General features: G+C 74.1%; 15 protein-coding genes and 1 pseudogene. 8 read left to right on the forward strand and 8 right to left on the reverse strand.

The genetic code is table 11. The features are described 5' to 3' along the window. Window positions 1-17 precede the first annotated feature (17 nt). The 3 genes from hmgA to F0L17_RS04325 all read left to right on the forward strand — a co-directional run bounded on the left by hmgA (window position 18) and on the right by F0L17_RS04325 (window position 3,597). Window positions 18-1,367: a homogentisate 1,2-dioxygenase gene (hmgA, locus tag F0L17_RS04315; protein WP_155070035.1), complete on the forward strand. Its 1,350-nt coding sequence runs from the start codon at window positions 18-20 to the stop codon at window positions 1,365-1,367. 110 nt (window positions 1,368-1,477) lie between these two features. Continuing rightward, complete coding sequence (locus tag F0L17_RS04320; protein WP_162465775.1) at window positions 1,478-2,227, forward strand: UTRA domain-containing protein; 750 nt, start codon at window positions 1,478-1,480, stop codon at window positions 2,225-2,227. A gap of 182 nt (window positions 2,228-2,409) precedes the next feature. Next, complete coding sequence (locus F0L17_RS04325; protein ID WP_238420164.1) at window positions 2,410-3,597, forward strand: type ISP restriction/modification enzyme; 1,188 nt, start codon at window positions 2,410-2,412, stop codon at window positions 3,595-3,597. Between the two features lie 142 nt (window positions 3,598-3,739). On the opposite strand, the gene F0L17_RS04330 is transcribed toward F0L17_RS04325, so the two are convergent. Continuing rightward, window positions 3,740-4,006: a hypothetical protein gene (locus tag F0L17_RS04330; protein WP_155070036.1), complete on the reverse strand. Its 267-nt coding sequence runs from the start codon at window positions 4,004-4,006 to the stop codon at window positions 3,740-3,742. Between the two features lie 338 nt (window positions 4,007-4,344). Between F0L17_RS04330 and F0L17_RS04335 the strand changes: the two genes are divergently transcribed. Further along, complete coding sequence (locus tag F0L17_RS04335) at window positions 4,345-4,950, forward strand: NADAR domain-containing protein (RefSeq protein WP_162465777.1); 606 nt, start codon at window positions 4,345-4,347, stop codon at window positions 4,948-4,950. On the opposite strand, the gene F0L17_RS04340 is transcribed toward F0L17_RS04335, so the two are convergent. After that, complete coding sequence (locus F0L17_RS04340) at window positions 4,932-5,312, reverse strand: GntR family transcriptional regulator (protein WP_162465778.1); 381 nt, start codon at window positions 5,310-5,312, stop codon at window positions 4,932-4,934. The genes F0L17_RS04335 and F0L17_RS04340 overlap by 19 nt on opposite strands. A gap of 139 nt (window positions 5,313-5,451) precedes the next feature. Next, window positions 5,452-5,910: a MarR family winged helix-turn-helix transcriptional regulator gene (locus F0L17_RS04345; RefSeq protein WP_155070037.1), complete on the reverse strand. Its 459-nt coding sequence runs from the start codon at window positions 5,908-5,910 to the stop codon at window positions 5,452-5,454. 95 nt (window positions 5,911-6,005) lie between these two features. On the opposite strand from F0L17_RS04345, the gene F0L17_RS04350 reads away from it, so the two are divergent. Next, entirely contained in the window at window positions 6,006-6,560 is a 555-nt protein-coding gene (locus tag F0L17_RS04350; protein WP_155070038.1) for a DoxX family protein, read from the forward strand. 66 nt (window positions 6,561-6,626) lie between these two features. Here the strand turns inward: F0L17_RS04350 and F0L17_RS04355 are convergent. The 3 genes and pseudogenes from F0L17_RS04355 to F0L17_RS04365 form a co-directional block, all read right to left on the reverse strand. After that, window positions 6,627-7,133 (reverse strand): annotated as a pseudogene (locus F0L17_RS04355) (NUDIX hydrolase); the annotation flags it as partial. A 231-nt stretch (window positions 7,134-7,364) separates the two neighbouring features. Continuing rightward, window positions 7,365-8,507: an acyl-CoA dehydrogenase family protein gene (locus tag F0L17_RS04360; RefSeq protein WP_155070040.1), complete on the reverse strand. Its 1,143-nt coding sequence runs from the start codon at window positions 8,505-8,507 to the stop codon at window positions 7,365-7,367. Continuing rightward, complete coding sequence (locus F0L17_RS04365; RefSeq protein ID WP_162466732.1) at window positions 8,504-9,685, reverse strand: acyl-CoA dehydrogenase family protein; 1,182 nt, start codon at window positions 9,683-9,685, stop codon at window positions 8,504-8,506. Before F0L17_RS04365 ends, F0L17_RS04360 begins: the two co-directional genes overlap by 4 nt. A 240-nt stretch (window positions 9,686-9,925) precedes the next feature. On the opposite strand from F0L17_RS04365, the gene bdeA reads away from it, so the two are divergent. Next, window positions 9,926-10,882 (forward strand): bis(hydroxyethyl) terephthalate hydrolase, encoded by a 957-nt coding sequence (gene bdeA, locus F0L17_RS04370; RefSeq protein WP_155070042.1) that lies wholly within the window; start codon window positions 9,926-9,928, stop codon window positions 10,880-10,882. A 254-nt stretch (window positions 10,883-11,136) separates the two neighbouring features. Beyond that, window positions 11,137-12,165 carry an aspartate-semialdehyde dehydrogenase gene (locus F0L17_RS04375; RefSeq protein WP_155070043.1) on the forward strand — a complete coding sequence of 343 codons (1,029 nt, stop codon included), beginning with the start codon at window positions 11,137-11,139 and terminating at the stop codon, window positions 12,163-12,165. Window positions 12,166-12,348: 183 nt separating this feature from the next. On the opposite strand, the gene F0L17_RS04380 is transcribed toward F0L17_RS04375, so the two are convergent. Continuing rightward, window positions 12,349-13,416: a S1 family peptidase gene (locus tag F0L17_RS04380; protein ID WP_162465779.1), complete on the reverse strand. Its 1,068-nt coding sequence runs from the start codon at window positions 13,414-13,416 to the stop codon at window positions 12,349-12,351. A 242-nt stretch (window positions 13,417-13,658) separates the two neighbouring features. Next, complete coding sequence (locus F0L17_RS04385; RefSeq protein ID WP_162465780.1) at window positions 13,659-14,558, reverse strand: trypsin-like serine protease; 900 nt, start codon at window positions 14,556-14,558, stop codon at window positions 13,659-13,661. Between the two features lie 842 nt (window positions 14,559-15,400). On the opposite strand from F0L17_RS04385, the gene F0L17_RS04390 reads away from it, so the two are divergent. After that, on the forward strand, window positions 15,401-15,844 hold the full coding sequence (locus tag F0L17_RS04390) for a cell division protein SepF (protein ID WP_155070046.1): 444 nt from the start codon (window positions 15,401-15,403) through the stop codon (window positions 15,842-15,844). The last annotated feature ends 4 nt before the right edge of the window (window positions 15,845-15,848 follow it).

Here is a 15,848-nt window from a genome sequence, read left to right on the forward strand (position 1 = left end):
GCACCGGGAGCGTTGCGATGAGTGGCACCACAAGCGGTTTCGAGCAGGCGCGGAAGGCCGCCGAAGGACTGGCGTACTCCTCCGGCTTCGGGAACGAGCACGCGAGCGAAGCCGTTCCGGGAGCGCTCCCGGTCGGCCGGAACTCCCCCCAGCGCGCTCCCCTGGGCCTCTACGCCGAGCAGCTCAGCGGAACCGCCTTCACCGAGCCGCGCGCCCACAACCGCCGCTCCTGGCTGTACCGCATCCGCCCCTCGGCCGCCCACCCGCGCTTCGTCCGCGCGGACGCCACCACCGGGGCCGCCCTGCGCGGCGCCCCCTTCACCGAGACCGAGCCCGACCCCAACCGGTTCCGCTGGGACCCGCTGCCCGACCCCGCCCCCGGCACCGACTTCCTCGACGGCCTGTGGACCCTGGGCGGCAACGGCGACGCCGCCCGGCGCGAGGGCGTGTCCATCCACCTCTACGCCGCCAACGCCCCCATGGAGCGGCGGGTGTTCGGCGACTCCGACGGCGAGCTGCTGATCGTCCCCGAGCGCGGCGGGCTGCTGCTGCGCACCGAGTTCGGACCGCTGCGCGCCGAACCGGGCCACATCGCGCTGATCCCGCGCGGGGTGCGCTTCCGCGTCGAGCCGCTGGACCCGGTGGTGCGCGGCTACGTGTGCGAGAACCACGGTCGTCCCCTCACCCTCCCCGACCTCGGTCCCATCGGCGCCAACGGCCTGGCCAACCCGCGGGACTTCCTCGCGCCCACCGCGGCGTACGAGGACGTCGAGGGCCCGGTGGAGGTGGTCAACAAGTTCTGCGGCGCCCTGTGGACGGCCACCTGGGACCACTCGCCGCTGGACGTCGTCGCCTGGCACGGCAACCTGGTGCCCTACGTCTACGACCTGCGTCGCTTCAACGTGATCGGCAGCATCAGCTACGACCACCCCGATCCGTCGATCTTCACCGTCCTCACCTCGCCGACCGACACCCCGGGCCTGGCGAACGTGGACTTCGTGGTCTTCGCCCCGCGCTGGCTGGTCGGCGAGGACACCTTCCGACCGCCCTACTTCCACCGCAACGTGATGAGCGAGTACATGGGCCTGATCGAGGGCGCCTACGACGCCAAGACGGCCGGCCCGGGGGGCTTCGTGCCCGGTGGCGGCTCGCTGCACAACATGATGTCGGCGCACGGACCGGACCGGGAGACGTTCGAGCGGGCGAGCGCGGCCGAACTGGTTCCGCAGAAGGTGGACGACGGCCTGGCCTTCATGTTCGAGACCCGCTGGCCGGTGACGCTCACCGCGCGAGCGCGCGACGCCGGTCATCTGCAGCGCGACTACGACGAGGTGTGGCAGGGTCTGGAGCGCCACTTCGGGTCGTGACGCGCCGGGCCGGACCGTGGCGCGTACCGTGAACGTCCGCCGATCCCGCGTCGCCGCCCGTACCGCCGTACCGCCACAGGCCGCCGGCCTGGCCGTCCTCGGAAGTCGCCGTGACCACCTTCGCTCCCGACTCGCTCGCGCTCAACCGCAAGCTGCCGCTGTGGTACCAGGTCTCGCAGTCGCTGCGGGCCTCGATACTCGGCCGCTCCCCCGACGCGCCCCTGCGCCTGCCGACCGAGGAGCGACTCGCCGAGCACTACGGCGTCAGCGTCCTGACCATGCGGCAGGCGCTCAAGGAGCTGGAGAACGAAGGGCTGATCACCCGACACCGCAGACGCGGCACCTTCATCGAGCCCAGCGCCCGCAGCGGGTCCCCGGTGCGGCTGCTCGGCTCGGTGGACGCCATCGTGGCCCAGCAGTCGGGCGAGGAGACCGAACTGCTGGGCCACGGCACCCAGTCCGTACCGGGGGATCTGGCCGAGTACTTCCCCGACCGTCCCGAGGCCGTCTCCTACCGACGGCTGCGCCGGGACCGGGGGAGCGGCGAGCCGACCAACTGGGTGGAGAACCTGGTCCTGCCGGAGATCGCCGACCGCATCGACCTGGAGGACCTGGTCCGCTGGCCGATGACGAAGGTGCTGCGCGACGCGGTGGGGGTGCGGATCAGCCGCATCACCGACACCGTCCAGGCCCGGCTCGCCGACCCGGAGACCGCGGAGCTGCTCGACGTGCCGCTGCTCAGCCCGATCCTGCACTACACCGGCGTCAGCTACGACGAGGACGGCCGGGTGGTGGACGTCGCCCGCATCCACTACCGCGGCGACCGCTTCTCCTTCTCCGTGACCGTGGAGGCGGACTGATCCACCGTCGGCCCGGCCCCGTGCCGCGCGGATTCCGTAGCATGCGGACGGTGAGCGGTGTGGTGGACGACGGGGACCGCGGCGGCGGAAGGGACCGCGCGGTCGGCTCCGGAGCCGACCGCGGCCGGGGCGGAGGAGGACGTGACGCGGTGGACGGCGGAGCACTCGCGCTGGACGACCTGATGCCCTGGTCGGTGCGGCCGCTGCGACTGGGCCGCGCCTGGGTGATGGCCCCCGACGCGGCGTCCCTGCGAGCCCGCTGGAACGCGCTGCTGCGGGCCGGGGCGAAGGAGCGCGAGGCGCTGTTCGGCCCGACCCGCGCCCGCACCCCGCGCACCCCCGTCCCCCGGCTTCCCGGGCCGGCCGGGAGCACCGCCGCCACCGTCCGTCTGGAACGGGAGGACGGACCGTGCCCCGAACCGGTGCGGGTGCTCCACTCCCTCCACGACCACCAGTGGCTCATACCGGACCACCGCCTCATCGACGCCGCCCGCCCGGAGCTGTGGCGGGTCTGGGACGAGCACCAGATCCACCTGGTGGAGCCCGGCCCCGCGCCCCGGTCCCCCGCCCCGGAGCCCTCCTTCACCGCCCTGCTGCCCGACGGGCACTCCCCCACGGGCCGGCCGGGCCGGATACGCCCCCTCTACCGGCGCCCCGGCGGCCGCGAACCCAACCTCGCCCCGGGGCTGCGGGAGCACCTGGCCCGCCGGCTGGGCACGCCGGTGGAGGCCGAGGACCTCCTGGCCTGGACCGCCGCGGCGGTGCGTCCGGGCCCCGCCGGACTCGCCGTGCCGCTCACCGCGGACCCGCGGGTGTGGCGCGACGGGGTGGAGTTGGGCCGCCGGGTGCTGTGGGTCCACACCCGGGGCGCCCGCTGCGGCGACGGCTCCCGCCCGCGCCTGCCCGGCGGGCGCCGCCCCTACGTACGGGCCACGCTGCCCGAACGACCCGCGCCGGGGTGGCTGCGCCACGACGCCGAGGAGGAGGCCCTGTGGGTGGGAGAGGGCCGGATAGCGCCCGTGGAACGCGGCGCCTGGGAGTTCGAGGCGGGCGGGGTACGGGTGGTGGAGGAGTGGTTCGAGCGGCGCACGGCCCCCGCCGAGCCCGGCACCTTGGAGGCGGTGCGCCCGAGGAAATGGCCGCGGGAGTGGACCTCGGAGCTGCTGGAGCTGATCACCGTGCTCACCCTCGTCGACCGGCTCCGGGGCCCACGGGCGGAGCTCGCCGAACGGCTGGCGCGGGGGCCGTCGGTCGGCACCGACGAGTTGCGCGGGGCCGGAGTGCTCCCGGTGCCGCCGGGCGCGCGCCGTCCGGCGTCCGTCCTGGACCACCGCGAGGAGGGCCCGGAGGGACAGCTCGCGCTGCTGTGAACCGGCGGCGCCGCCCCGGGCGGGACGGGCGGCTCCCCTCCCCCGGCCCTGCCGACCGGTGTCCGGGCACGCCGGAGGGCCGGGCGGCCTCGCCCGGCCCTCGGTGGAGCGGTCGCGGGGGGTGTCGGCCGGAACGCGGCCGTCAGGCGTGTCCGCCGAAGAGGGAGCGCCGCAGCCGGCGCAGCGGTGCGAACAGCGAGACCCGCGCGCCCCGGTTCTCCGTCCGGGGGTGCGTCCTGTCACGCGTGGTCAGCTCGCGCATCAGCGTCATCGCCTCCGCGGTGTCGTCCCGGGAGACGGCCGGCCCGGCCAGCACGCTCAGGTGCCGGTCGAGGCGAGCGCCGGCCGCGCCGCTCCCGCACTGGATCGCAGGGATCCTCGCCCTGCTGCGCACCGTTATCTGTTCCATGACACTCCCCACCCAAACGAGGGCTCCCGGCCCGGGCAGGGTAACCCTATCTCCCGACCGTGACCCACGGGTATTCCGGTCACTCGATTCACCTTCCCCGCAAGGGGGTTGACGAACACCGTACGAGACGGAGGCGTTCCGCCGGCCGCCCGGCGACCGGCTCGGGGCCGGTCACCGGGCATCGTGACGGAACCGGTACGGAAGCGCCCCGGGGGCGGGCACCGGACGGCCCGTCGGGAGGCGGAAAACCGGATGCGCGCGGAAACCGGCCCGCCGATCATGGGGATGTCGTGCGCGGGCGCCGCGCCACCACGGGAACACGGACGGAGTGACGGAGCGTGACGAGCGAGGGGGCGCCGGACGACCGGGTGGCCGCGTTGGTGGAACGCCGGGCGCGCGGCGAACGGCTCCGCCCCGTGTACTTCTGGGGCCATCGCCCTCGGCACGGCGCCGCCGTCGGCCCGTGGTTCCTCAGCCAGTGGTGGCCGGCGCCGTTCGCCGTGGACGGGGTCGTGTACGCCACCGCCGAGCACTGGATGATGGCCGCCAAGGCACGGCTGTTCGGCGACGCGGAGGCCGAGCGGGCGGTGCTCGCCGGCACGGAGCCGGGGGCGGCCAAGGCGGCGGGCCGCACGGTGCGCGGCTTCGACGAGGAGGTCTGGGCGCGGCACCGTTTCGGGATCGTGGTCGACGGCAACGTCCACAAGTTCGGACAGCACGACGAGCTGCGCGCGTACCTCCTGGCCACGGGGGAGCGCGTCCTGGTGGAGGCCAGTCCGCTGGATCGGACCTGGGGCATCGGAATGACGGCGGACGACGAACGCGCGGGCGATCCGGCGCGTTGGCGCGGCCTGAACCTGTTGGGCTTCGCCCTGATGGAGGCGAGGGCGCGGCTGTCGGGGGCCGGCGGCGCGTCGGGAGGCGGTCAGCCGTCGCGGCCGTAGGCGACCTTCAACGCCTCCTCGACGGCGGTCAGCGCGGCGGCCCGGTCCAGGCCCAGCCGGCGGGCCCGCTGGGCGTACGCCCGCGCCGCCGCGGCGGCCTCCCGTGCGGCCGCGTCCCCGGCGGCGGCGACGAAGGTGCCGTGCCGGCCCCGGGTCTCGATCACCCCGTCGGACTCCAGCGCGCGGTAGGCCTTGGCCACCGTGTTGACCGCCAGCCCCAGCTCCCCGGCGAGGGCCCGCACGGTCGGCAGTCGGTGGCCGGCCGGGAGCGTTCCGCCGCGGGCCTGTTCGGCGATCTGCGCGTACACCTGCTCGTAGGGGGCGGTGGGGGCGTCGGGGTCGATGACGAGGCTCAGCGGCACGTGGTCTCCTGCGGCGGTGCGGGCGGCGGGGTGCGTCCCGATTGTGGCACCGGCCGCGCCCGGCGCGGGGGCACGGGGCGGACGGCCGGGCCGCCGGGCGGCGCTCCCGCCGGATCGGTGCCGCGCGCTCCGGAACCGGTCAGGCGCGGCGCAGCCGGCGGCCGACCTCGCCGAGCGCCTCGGCGAGCACGGCGAGCTGGTCGCGGTCGAGGACGTCGACGAGCGTCTCGCGCACCGCCGCCACGTGACCGGGCGCGGCGGCGCGCAGCAGCGCGCGGCCCTCCTCGGTGAGGGCGGCGAAGACACCGCGGACGTCGGTGGGACACGCCCGGCGCCGCACCAGTCCGCGCCGCTCCAACTGGCCGACCTGGTAGGTGAGGCCGCTCTTGGAGGTGATCAGCCGGTCGGCCAGCTCGGTCATGCGGAGCTCGCCGCCCGGGACGGAGGAGAGGTGGACCAGGATTTCGTACTGCGGGTGGGACAGGCCCGCGTCGTCCTTGAGCTGCTGTTCCAGCCGCCGGGCGACGCGGTGGCCGGCCTCCAGGAAGCCCTGCCAGGCCGCCATCTCCAGCTCGTCCAGCCATCGGGGCTCGTTCATGGCTCCATCCTACGCGGTTGTTCAAATTCGAACCGAGTTGTACGCTCACCACGACCGAGTAGTTCGAATTTGAATCACCTGGACCAGGAGGCCCCATGACCGCCCCCGCCGGCACGCTCCCCCACACCGACACCGCCGCCGGCCCCGACGGCATCCCGCCGTCCCCGCCCGCCCACGACGCCGGGCTCCTGGTGCTGCGGCTGGCCCTCGGCCTGACGATGGCCGTGCACGGCACGCAGAAGCTCTTCGGCTGGTTCGACGGCGGAGGCATCGAGGGGACCGGGATGTTCTTCGCCTCGCTGGGCTACCCCTCCCCGGAGGCGTTCGCCCTGGTGGCGGCCCTCACCGAGACCCTGGGCGGCCTCGGGCTCGCGCTCGGGCTGCTCACCCCGCTGGCCGGGGCGGCGGTACTGGGAACGATGGTCAACGCGGTGGCGGTGAAGTGGGGCGGCGGCTTCTTCTCGCCCCAGGGAGTGGAGTACGAACTCCTCCTCGCCGCCGGCGCCGCCGCGCTCGCCCTCTCCGGCCCGGGGCGCTGGGCCGTCGACCGCGCCCTGCCCGTGCTGCGCTCCCACCGGCTCTCCCACGGAGCCGCCGCCGTGGCGCTCGGCCTCGTGGTGGCCGGCGCGACCCTGCTGCTCCGCTCCTGACCCCGTACCGCCGCCGGGATCCCGCGCCGGCCGAGTGGCCCGTGCTCCGTCCGCCCCCGCGCCCCGTCAGTCCCGGGCCGTCGATCCCAGGAACACGGCCCGGGAGGGCGCGGCCGGGTCGTGGGCGACGGAGTCCCCGGGCCGGTGCCAGTGCAGCACGAAGCGCTCACCGGCCCGGTAGGCGTCCAGCCCCGCCCGGCAGTACGCCACCATGTCGTCCGGTGGCGCCTCCAGCGGGTACCAGCCCAGCTCCGAGCACTTGTGGGGCTCGGCGTTGACCGGCTCGCGCCCCTCCCCCGACCACGCCTCGAAGAACCACCCCGTCCGGGGTTCGCCCGTCGGAGAGCGGTGCTGCATCACCAGAGCGACCCTCAACTCCTCCGGCTCCAGCCGCAGCCCGATCTCCTCCTCCGTCTCCCGCAGCATCGCCTCCCGCACGTCCTCGCCGTCCTCGACGTGCCCGGACGGAGCGTGCAACAGCCCGTCGGCGTAGCCGGTGTTCGCCCGGCGTGCGAGCAGCACCTCGTCGCCGCGCCGCAGGATGAGGTGGACGTCGACGACCTCGCTGTGCCGTCCGTCCTTCCGGAACATTCCCATGACGGAGGATCATCGCACCGACCACTGCGCCGTGTTGGGACCTCAAGGGGGCTGTCGGAGGGCGACGGCCGGAACCTCGCCGGGCCGTGGCCGAGGCCGTGGAAGAAGGGGACGCGCCCCGGAGGGAGCCCGACGGAGCGCCGCGGGGGCGAGGACGGAACTCCGCCCTCGCCCCCGCGGCCTCCGAGGCCCCGGGCCCGGCTCCGCTCAGGCCGTCGGCGCCGGCTCCGGCAGGTCCACCAGCCCGGCGAGCGCGGTGCGGTGGCGGTCCGGGGTGCCCAGCGCGATCTGGTCGGCCTTGGCGCGCTTGAGGTACAGGTGCGCCGGGTGCTCCCAGGTCATCCCGATGCCGCCGTGCAGTTGGACGCACTCCTCGGCCGCCCGCACCGCCAGGTCCCCGCAGTGGGAGGCGGCCACCGCGACGGCCACCGGGGCGTCCGGGTCGCCGTCGGCGAGGGTTCCGGCCGCGTACCGGGCGGCGGCCCGCGCCCCCACCACGTCCAGCCAGAGGTCGGCCAGCCGGTGCTTGAGCGCCTGGAAGGAACCGAGCGTCCGCCCGAACTGGCGCCGCTCCCGCAGGTACGCGACCGTGCTCTCCAGACACCACTCGGCGAGGCCGAGCTGTTCGGAGGCGAGCAGTCCGGCGCCGGTGAGCACGGCGCGCTCCAGCGCCGCCGGAGCCCGGTCGGGCCCGGCCAGGCGTCGGGCGGCGGTGCCGGTGAGGGCGATGTCGAACAGCGGTCGGGTGAGGTCGAGCGAGGTGCGCGGAGCGACGGTCAGGGCCGCGGCGCTGATCTCGACGGCGTAGAGCCCCGGCCCGTCCCGGCCCTCCGCGGGGACCAGCAGCACGTCGGCGGTCCCCACGTCCGCGACGGAGGTGACCGTGCCGGTCAGCGTGCCCGCGCTGTCGGCCCGCACGGCGGCCGGGAACCCGGCGCCGCGGGGCGTGCCGGGCGCCGTGGACAGGGGCACCGCCAGGGTGGCGGTGCGCTCGCCGGAGGCGAGGGCGGCCAGCAGTTCGTCCGCCCCCTCGTCGCCGGACAGGGCGAGCAGGGCGGTGCCGGCCAGCACGGAACTGCCCAGGTAGGGGGTGGGCGCGGCGGCGCGGCCCAGTTCCTCCAGCACCACGGCGACCTCGCGCACCGAGGCCCCCGCTCCCCCCGTCTCCTCCGGCACCGCCAGGGAGGCGGCGCCCAGGTCCCGGGCCAGGGTCCGCCACAGCTTCCGGTCGTACGGCTCGGCCGTCTCGCAGCGGGCCAGGACGGCCTGGTGCGGACTGCGGTCGGCCAGCAGCGCGCGGACGCTGGAGCGCAGCTCCTCCTCGATCTCCGAGTACAGCAGGTCGGTCATCGGGCGAGCTCCTTCCAGGGGACGTCCTTGTCGGTGCGGGCCTCGGCGGGCAGTCCCAGGACCCGCTCGGCGATGATGTTGCGCAGGATCTCCGAGGTGCCGCCCTCGATGGAGTTGCCCTTGGCACGCAGGTAGCGGTAGCCCGCCTCCCGGCCGGTGAAGTCCACGGTCTCCGGGCGGCGCATGCTCCAGTCGTCGTAGGACAGGCCCTCCTCGCCCAGCAGCTCGACCTCCAGCCCGCTGAGCTCCTGCGCCAGTCGGGCGAAGGCGAGCTTCGTGCCCGCGCCCTCGGGGCCGGGGTGACCGGCGGTGAGCTGCTGGCGCAGCCGCTCGCCGGTGAGCCGGGCGACCTCGGCGCCCACCCAGCCGGACAGCAGCCGCCGGTGGAGTCCGTGGGTGCGCAGTTCGGGGCGCTCGCGCCAGGTGGTCGCGACCTTGCCGACCATGCCGGCCTCGCGCGGCGCGCGCTGTCCGCCGATGGCGACGCGCTCGTTGTTGAGGGTGGTCTGGGCGATCTTCCAGCCCTCCCCCACTCCGCCCAGGCGGTGGGCGTCGGGGACGCGGACGCCGGTGAGGAAGACCTCGTTGAACTCCGCCTCGCCGGTGATCTGGCGCAGCGGCCGCACCTCGACCCCGGGGTCGGTCATGTCGCAGACGAAGTAGGTGATGCCGCGGTGCTTGGGGAGGTCGGGGTCGGTGCGGGCGATCAGGATGGCCCAACGGGCGTTGTGGGCGCTGGAGGTCCACACCTTCTGGCCGTCGACCACCCAGGTGTCGCCGTCGCGCACCGCGCGGGTGGCGAGCGCGGCCAGGTCGGAACCGGCGCCGGGCTCGCTGAAGAGCTGGCACCACACCTCCTCGCCGGTCCACAGGGGGCGCAGGAAGCGCTCCTTCTGCTCCTCGGTGCCGTATCGCAGGATCGTGGGCGCGGCCATGCCCAGGCCGATGCCGTTGCGCCCGGGGTCGTTGTCGGGGGCGCCGGCCGCGGCCAGCTCGGTGTCGACGACGGCCTGGAGGGCGCGCGGGGCGCCGAGTCCGCCGTGGCCGTGGGGGAAGTGCACCCAGGCGAGCCCGGCGTCGTAGCGGGCGCGCAGGAAGTCGAGCCGGTCGGTGCCGGTCGGGTCGTGCGCGTCGAGCAGCGCGCGGGTGCGGCGGCGCAGCTCGTCCGGATCGGTCACGGGAGCGTTCTCAGGGGGCACGGGTTCTCCTTCGCGGGCCACGACTAAGCGCTTGCTCATCCTCACGGCATACCGACCGGTACGTCAACGGTCCGGCGGCGCCGGCCCCCGAACGCGCCTCCGGGCGGACCCCGGAGACCGGTGATTTCACCGATGCGGAGTTCACCCTTCCGACTCCACGATGGCGCCTGTTCGACCCCCCACAAGGCACCGACCCCCTACACACGGGAGGACACCCTCATGGAGCCGCAGCAGCACGACGCCGCCTCGGCCGCGGGCCGGCGCGCCCGCCCGCGCCGCGCGACGAAGCTGGCCCTGTCCCTGGCCCTGGCCCTCGGCACCGCGGGCGCGGCCCTGCCCACCGCCCAGGCCGCGCAGGACGCCCAGGCCGCCCCCACCGCCGTCCGGGCCGCGGCGGACAACCCCTACGAGCGCGGCCCGGACCCGACCGAGCGCAGCATCGAGGCCGTCCGCGGCCCCTACGCGGTCTCGGAGACCAGGGTCTCCTCCCTGGTGGTCTCCGGTTTCGGCGGCGGGACGATCTACTACCCGACCACCACCGGCGACGGCACCTTCGGCGCCGTGGCGATCGCCCCCGGCTTCACCGCCGACCAGTCCAGCATGTCCTGGTACGGCCCCCGCCTGGCCTCGCAGGGCTTCGTGGTCTTCACCATCGACACCAACACCCGGATGGACCAGCCCGCCAGCCGCGGCGACCAACTGCTGGCCGCGCTGGACTACCTCACCCAGCGCAGCTCGGTCCGCGGTCGGATCGACAGCGACAGACTGGCGGTCATGGGCCACTCCATGGGCGGCGGCGGCAGCCTGGAGGCCGCCAAGGACCGGCCCTCGCTGAAGGCGGCGATCCCGCTCACCCCCTGGAACCTGGACAAGACCTGGCGCGAGATCACCGTGCCGACGTTCATCATCGGCGCCGAGTCGGACAGCGTCGCCTCGGTGCGCTCCCACGCCGAGCCGTTCTACGAGAGCCTGCCCTCCTCCACGGACCGGGCGTACATGGAGCTGAACAACGCGACGCACTTCGCGCCGAACACCCCCGACACCGAGATCGCGAAGTACAGCATCTCCTGGTTGAAGCGCTTCGTGGACGACGACACCCGCTACGAGCAGTTCCTGTGCCCGCTGCCGCGGCCGAGCCTCCAGATCGAGGAGTTCCGCGGCAACTGCCCGCACTGACGGGCTCGCGCCGACGCGTCCGCGCCGGCGCGAACACGACTCCCGGACGGCTTCCCGGGAAAGGTGGCGGTCGCCTTCGGCGGCCGCCACCGCCGTCGTCCGCCCATCGCGCGGCCGTGCCCGCCCGTGTTCGGACGGTGTGACGTACGCCAAAGGGATTGGCCCCCGCGTACCCGACAGTGGCAGGGTAGAAGGCCGACCCAGCGGGACACGCACGAGACGCACACGAGACGGACACGAGACGAAGGAGCCCCATGAGAATCGGCATCGTCGGAGCCACCGGCCAGGTCGGTGGAGTGATGCGCGAGATCCTGGCCGAGCGCGACTTCCCGGTGGAGCGGCTGCGACTGTTCGCCTCGGCGCGCTCGGCCGGTCGGACGCTGCCCTGGAAGGGCGAGGAGGTCACCGTCGAGGACGCCACCACGGCCGACTACACGGGGCTGGACATCGTACTGTTCTCGGCGGGTGGCTCGACCTCCAAGGCGCTGGCTCCGAAGGTCGCCGCCGACGGGGCGGTCGTCATCGACAACTCCTCGGCCTGGCGGCTGGACCCCGAGGTCCCGCTGGTGGTCTCCGAGGTGAACCCGCGGGCCGCCGCCGAGCGCCCCAAGGGCATCATCGCCAACCCGAACTGCACCACCATGGCCGCGATGCCGGTGCTGCGTCCGCTGCACGAGGAGGCGGGGCTGACCGGTCTGGTCGTCTCCACCTACCAGGCGGTCTCCGGCAGTGGTCTGGCCGGCGTCGCCGAGCTGGACGAGCAGGTCCGCAAGGCCGTCGAGGGCGACGCCACCCGGCTGACCTTCGACGGCGCGGCCGTGGAGTTCCCCGAGCCGAACAAGTACGCGCGTCCCATCGCCTTCAACGTGCTGCCGATGGCGGGCTCCGTCGTCGACGACGGCCTGAACGAGACCGACGAGGAGCAGAAGCTCCGCAACGAGAGCCGCAAGATCCTCGACATTCCGGAGCTGAAGGTCTCGGGCACCTGCGTGCGGGTGCCGGTCTTCACCGGCCACTCGCTCCAGATCAACGCCCGCTTCGAGCGCCCGATCAGCCCGCGCCGGGCCGCGGAGCTGCTGGCGGACGCGCCCGGTGTGGCCCTGTCCGACATCCCCACCCCGCAGCAGGCCGCCGGTCGGGACTCGACCTACGTGGGCCGGATCCGCGCCGACGAGACCGTGGAGAACGGTCTGGCCCTGTTCTGCTCCGGCGACAACCTCCGCAAGGGCGCCGCGCTCAACGCCGTCCAGATCGCGGAACTGGTCGCCGCCGAGTCCCGCTGACCGTCTCGGGGCGGTCGGCGGGCTCGGCGGCGACCGCCGGCCGTCCGGCGCCGCCTCGTGCGCCCACCGCACCACCGCGCCACGGCCCCGGCGCCGCTCCTTGGGCGGCGCCGGGGCCGTCGGCGTTCCGTCCGGGGCCGCTCCCCCCCTCCCGGGCGGTTGTGGGCCCGGACGGTCGGGGCGTCAGCCGACCCGGGCCCCGTACTCCTCCAGCACCTCGGTCAGCGGCTGGAAGAAGGTCTCGCCGCCCGAGGAGCAGTCGCCCCGACCGCCGGAGGTCAGCCCGTGGCCGGTGTCACCGGAGAAGAGCGGGCCGCCGCTGTCGCCGGGCTCGGCGCAGACGGTCGTCTGGATCAGGCCGTCGACCCTGCCCTGCGGGTAGGTGACGGAGACGTCCAGCGCCACGACCTTCCCGTCGTGGACGCCCGTGGTGCTGCCGCTGCGCCGGACGGGCTGCCCGACGAGGGGGTCGGCGGCCCGGTTGACGTCCTGGGTGGCGCCGCCCCCGAGGTTCACCTCGCTCGGGTGGTCGACGGGACGGATGTAGCGCACCAGGGCGTGGTCGTCGCCGGGGAAGCTGCCGGCCACGGTGATGCCGACGTCCCGGCCGCGCCGGGTGGCGGACCAACCGTCGAAGAGCCAGGCGCAGTGGCCCGCGGTCACGAAGTACGGCAGACCGTTGCGGGTGACGTTGAAGCCCAGCGAGCAGCGCGCCCCGTCGCCGCGCCAGATCGCGTCGCCACCCGCCAGCATCGGGGTGAACGTGCCCTCGGCCCGCCGCAGGACGGCCTTGTCGCCCAGCCGCTCGACCCGGTCGCGCAGCTCCTCCAGGGCGGTGCCCCGCACCGTCTCGTCCGCCGTGACCACGACCTTGTTGAGCCGGTGGTCGACGGCGCGCGCGGTGCCGGGGACGCTCTCGTCCGCCAGGTCCTTCTGGGCCGCGCTCAACTGGGTCAGGGAGTAGCGCACGAGACGGGGCTCGGCGCCGGCCTGCCGGACCTTCGCCGCCCCCTTCTCGCTGAGGACGTTGACCACCAGCGTGCGGCCCTCGGCGTCGTAGTAGGCGCCCGCCATGTCGTCCTTGAGGTCGCCGGAGAGGGTCGAGGCCAGTTCGGTGGCGGCCGTGGGGGTGAGGGGTCTGGGCGCGGCCGCGGTGTCCGCGTTCGCCGGGGCGAACGGGCCGGCGAGCAGCGCCACCACGCTCGCGCCCGCGACGACCACGCGCCGGGTGAATGTCCGTCGGTTTTTCACCTCTGTGCCTCCCGTGGGGGGAAGGGGCCGCCCGTTACGGGGCGGCTCCGGAAGAATGTCCGGCCACGTCATCCTTCCTCAGCGGACGGGATCACACACGTCGAGTGGTGGTTGCGTCACAGTGGGTGACGGTTCGGGTTGCGCCCGTTCACGCCCCCCGACAGGACGGCACGGGGCGCCGGAAGCACGGCGGAGCCCCCGTCCGGCATGGGGATCGGACGGGGGCTCGACTGCCAGGAGGATCAGTGGACGTTCACGCCGTAAGCGTTCAGCGCCTCGACGACCGGCTGGAAGAAGGTCGTGCCGCCGGTGCGGCAGTTGCCGGAGCCGCCGGAGGTCAGACCGAAGGCGGTGGAGCCGTAGTACAGCGGGCCGCCGCTGTCGCCGGGCTCGGCGCAGACGTTGGTCTGGATGAGGCCGTAGACGATGTCGCCGCCGCCGTAGTTGACGGTGGCGTTCAGGCCGGTGACCCGGCCGCTGTGGGTGCCGGTGGTGCTGCCGCGGCGGTAGACGGTCTGACCCACGGACGGGTTGGCCGCGCGGGTGATGTCCTGACCGCCGACGGTGCCCGGACGGCTGACCGAGCTGGTGTAGCGGACGATGCCGTAGTCGTTGCCCGGGAAGCTGGATCCGGCCGTCGTCCCGAGGGTGGTCGAGCCGTTGTGCCAGCTGGAGGTGCCGTTGGTGCAGTGACCGGCGGTGAGGAAGTAGTCGGTGCCGCTGCTGGAGCGGACGTTGAAGCCCAGCGAGCAGCGTCCGCTGCCGCTGTAGATGGCGTCGCCGCCGGAGATCAGCTTGTTGAACGTGCCCGGGGTGCGCTCGACGCGGATCGCGTCCGCGCCGGCCCCGGCGGTCTTCTTGATCTTGGCTATCTCGGCCTGGCTGACCGTGCTGTCCACCGTGACGACCAGGGTGTTGGTCTCCTGGTCGGTGTACCAGGCGGTGCCGGCCACGTCGGCGGTCTTCATGGCCTTGTCGGCCATGGCCACCTTGGCGACGGGGGAGGGGGCGGGGGCGGCGTTCGCCGAGACCGGCAGGGCCACGGCGGCCGCGGCGGCGACGGCGGAAGCCGCGGCGACGAGACGGACACGGCCTCGTCTGGCCGAATCAGCGTGGGAAGCGGAGGTGCGCTTGATCCTCACTGGCTGTTCCTCCTGTGAAGGAAAATGGGGGGATACCCGTGTAGTGGGGCACGGGCACGCGAGTGTCACGGAGCACGCTGTTCGACGCGTCCCTGACAAGCGCTGGAAGGGAGTATTCACACGTTCGATCTCCACGCGCAAGGGTGTGTCTCGGTCGAGTTCAACGCTGAGCGCACTCGACGACCCACATACCGGACATCCAGCGCGCCGGTCGCAGCACCCACGACCACAGCCGCACCCGTCGCCGCACTCTCGCCCGGAACCGCCGGAACCGCCGGAATCACCCGAACTACCGGAGTCCTTCGAGCGGTTGCCGCGGCAGGGCAGCGGTCCGCACAGTCCGAGCGACCCGGCGCAGACCGCCGGAACCGCCCGTCGGACGCGAAACCTGCGCCTCCGTCAGGGCCGGGACGACGAGCCCGCCGTGGTCGGCGGCCACCCGAACCGCCCGTGGTCACCGCACAGGTGGGCCGTCCGGACCGTGCGCGGTTCCTCCCCCGGGCGGCGCCGGCGAGGCCCGGGGATTCCGAACAAACCACCCCCCAGTACCACGAACGCATGAGTGGCGGCCACGATACCGGGCACCTCACCCGTATGCCTTTGGTGACCACCCGTCCGGCGGGGCCGTCCGGTTCCGCCCGACGTCACCCCTCGGTTACGGTTCCGGACCCCGTGACGGCGTCGCGCCACACGCCGCTTGTGCACCAGAACCGTCACGAATCCCGCGCGGAACGGGTAACTGTTTGGCGCGTTGTCAGCATCATGGACAACCATAGGGGTGCGGGCCCCGAGGCGGAGGCGCTGCCAGACACGGTGGACCGTGCTTGTGAGAGGAGGCGTCCATGGGATCGGTGCGCAGGGCGAGTGCGTGGCTGGGCCTCGTCGACGACAGCGAGATGCGCTACTACGACGACGAGTACACCGAGGGGCCCGAGTCCGAGGACGTCCGCGAGGCGTGGGTCACCGATCCACGGGTGCGCGTGACCGCCGAGACCGCCCAGGGGCAGGGCACCCGGATCGCGACGGTCACCCCCGACGGCTTCCGGGACGCCCGGGGCATCGGCGAGCTGTTCCGCGAGGGTGTTCCGGTGATCGTCAACCTCACGTCCATGGAGCCCGCCGACGCCAAGCGGGTCGTCGACTTCGCCGCCGGCCTGACCTTCGGCCTGCGCGGCTCGATCGAGCGCGTGGCCAACCGCGTCTTCCTGCTCACCCCGCCGGACTACCGGGTGATCAACGGGGAGAACCGCCGGGCCGTCGAGGGCGGCTTCTTCAACCAGAGCTGAGCCG

Source organism: Streptomyces taklimakanensis, assembly GCF_009709575.1.
Taxonomy (GTDB): Bacteria; Actinomycetota; Actinomycetes; order Streptomycetales; family Streptomycetaceae; genus Streptomyces; species Streptomyces taklimakanensis.

Excerpts from the sequence above, each read along its gene's own strand:
- hmgA (WP_155070035.1), top strand. The coding sequence starts at position 18 with ATGAGTGGCACCACAAGCGGTTTCGAGCAGGCGCGGAAGGCCGCCGAA.
- bdeA (WP_155070042.1), top strand. The coding sequence starts at position 9,926 with ATGGAGCCGCAGCAGCACGACGCCGCCTCGGCCGCGGGCCGGCGCGCC.
- F0L17_RS04345 (WP_155070037.1), bottom strand. The coding sequence starts at position 5,910 with ATGAACGAGCCCCGATGGCTGGACGAGCTGGAGATGGCGGCCTGGCAG.
- F0L17_RS04360 (WP_155070040.1), bottom strand. The coding sequence starts at position 8,507 with ATGACCGACCTGCTGTACTCGGAGATCGAGGAGGAGCTGCGCTCCAGC.
- F0L17_RS04390 (WP_155070046.1), top strand. The coding sequence starts at position 15,401 with ATGGGATCGGTGCGCAGGGCGAGTGCGTGGCTGGGCCTCGTCGACGAC.
- F0L17_RS04375 (WP_155070043.1), top strand. The coding sequence starts at position 11,137 with ATGAGAATCGGCATCGTCGGAGCCACCGGCCAGGTCGGTGGAGTGATG.
- F0L17_RS04330 (WP_155070036.1), bottom strand. The coding sequence starts at position 4,006 with ATGGAACAGATAACGGTGCGCAGCAGGGCGAGGATCCCTGCGATCCAG.
- F0L17_RS04350 (WP_155070038.1), top strand. The coding sequence starts at position 6,006 with ATGACCGCCCCCGCCGGCACGCTCCCCCACACCGACACCGCCGCCGGC.
- F0L17_RS04325 (WP_238420164.1), top strand. The coding sequence starts at position 2,410 with ATGCCCTGGTCGGTGCGGCCGCTGCGACTGGGCCGCGCCTGGGTGATG.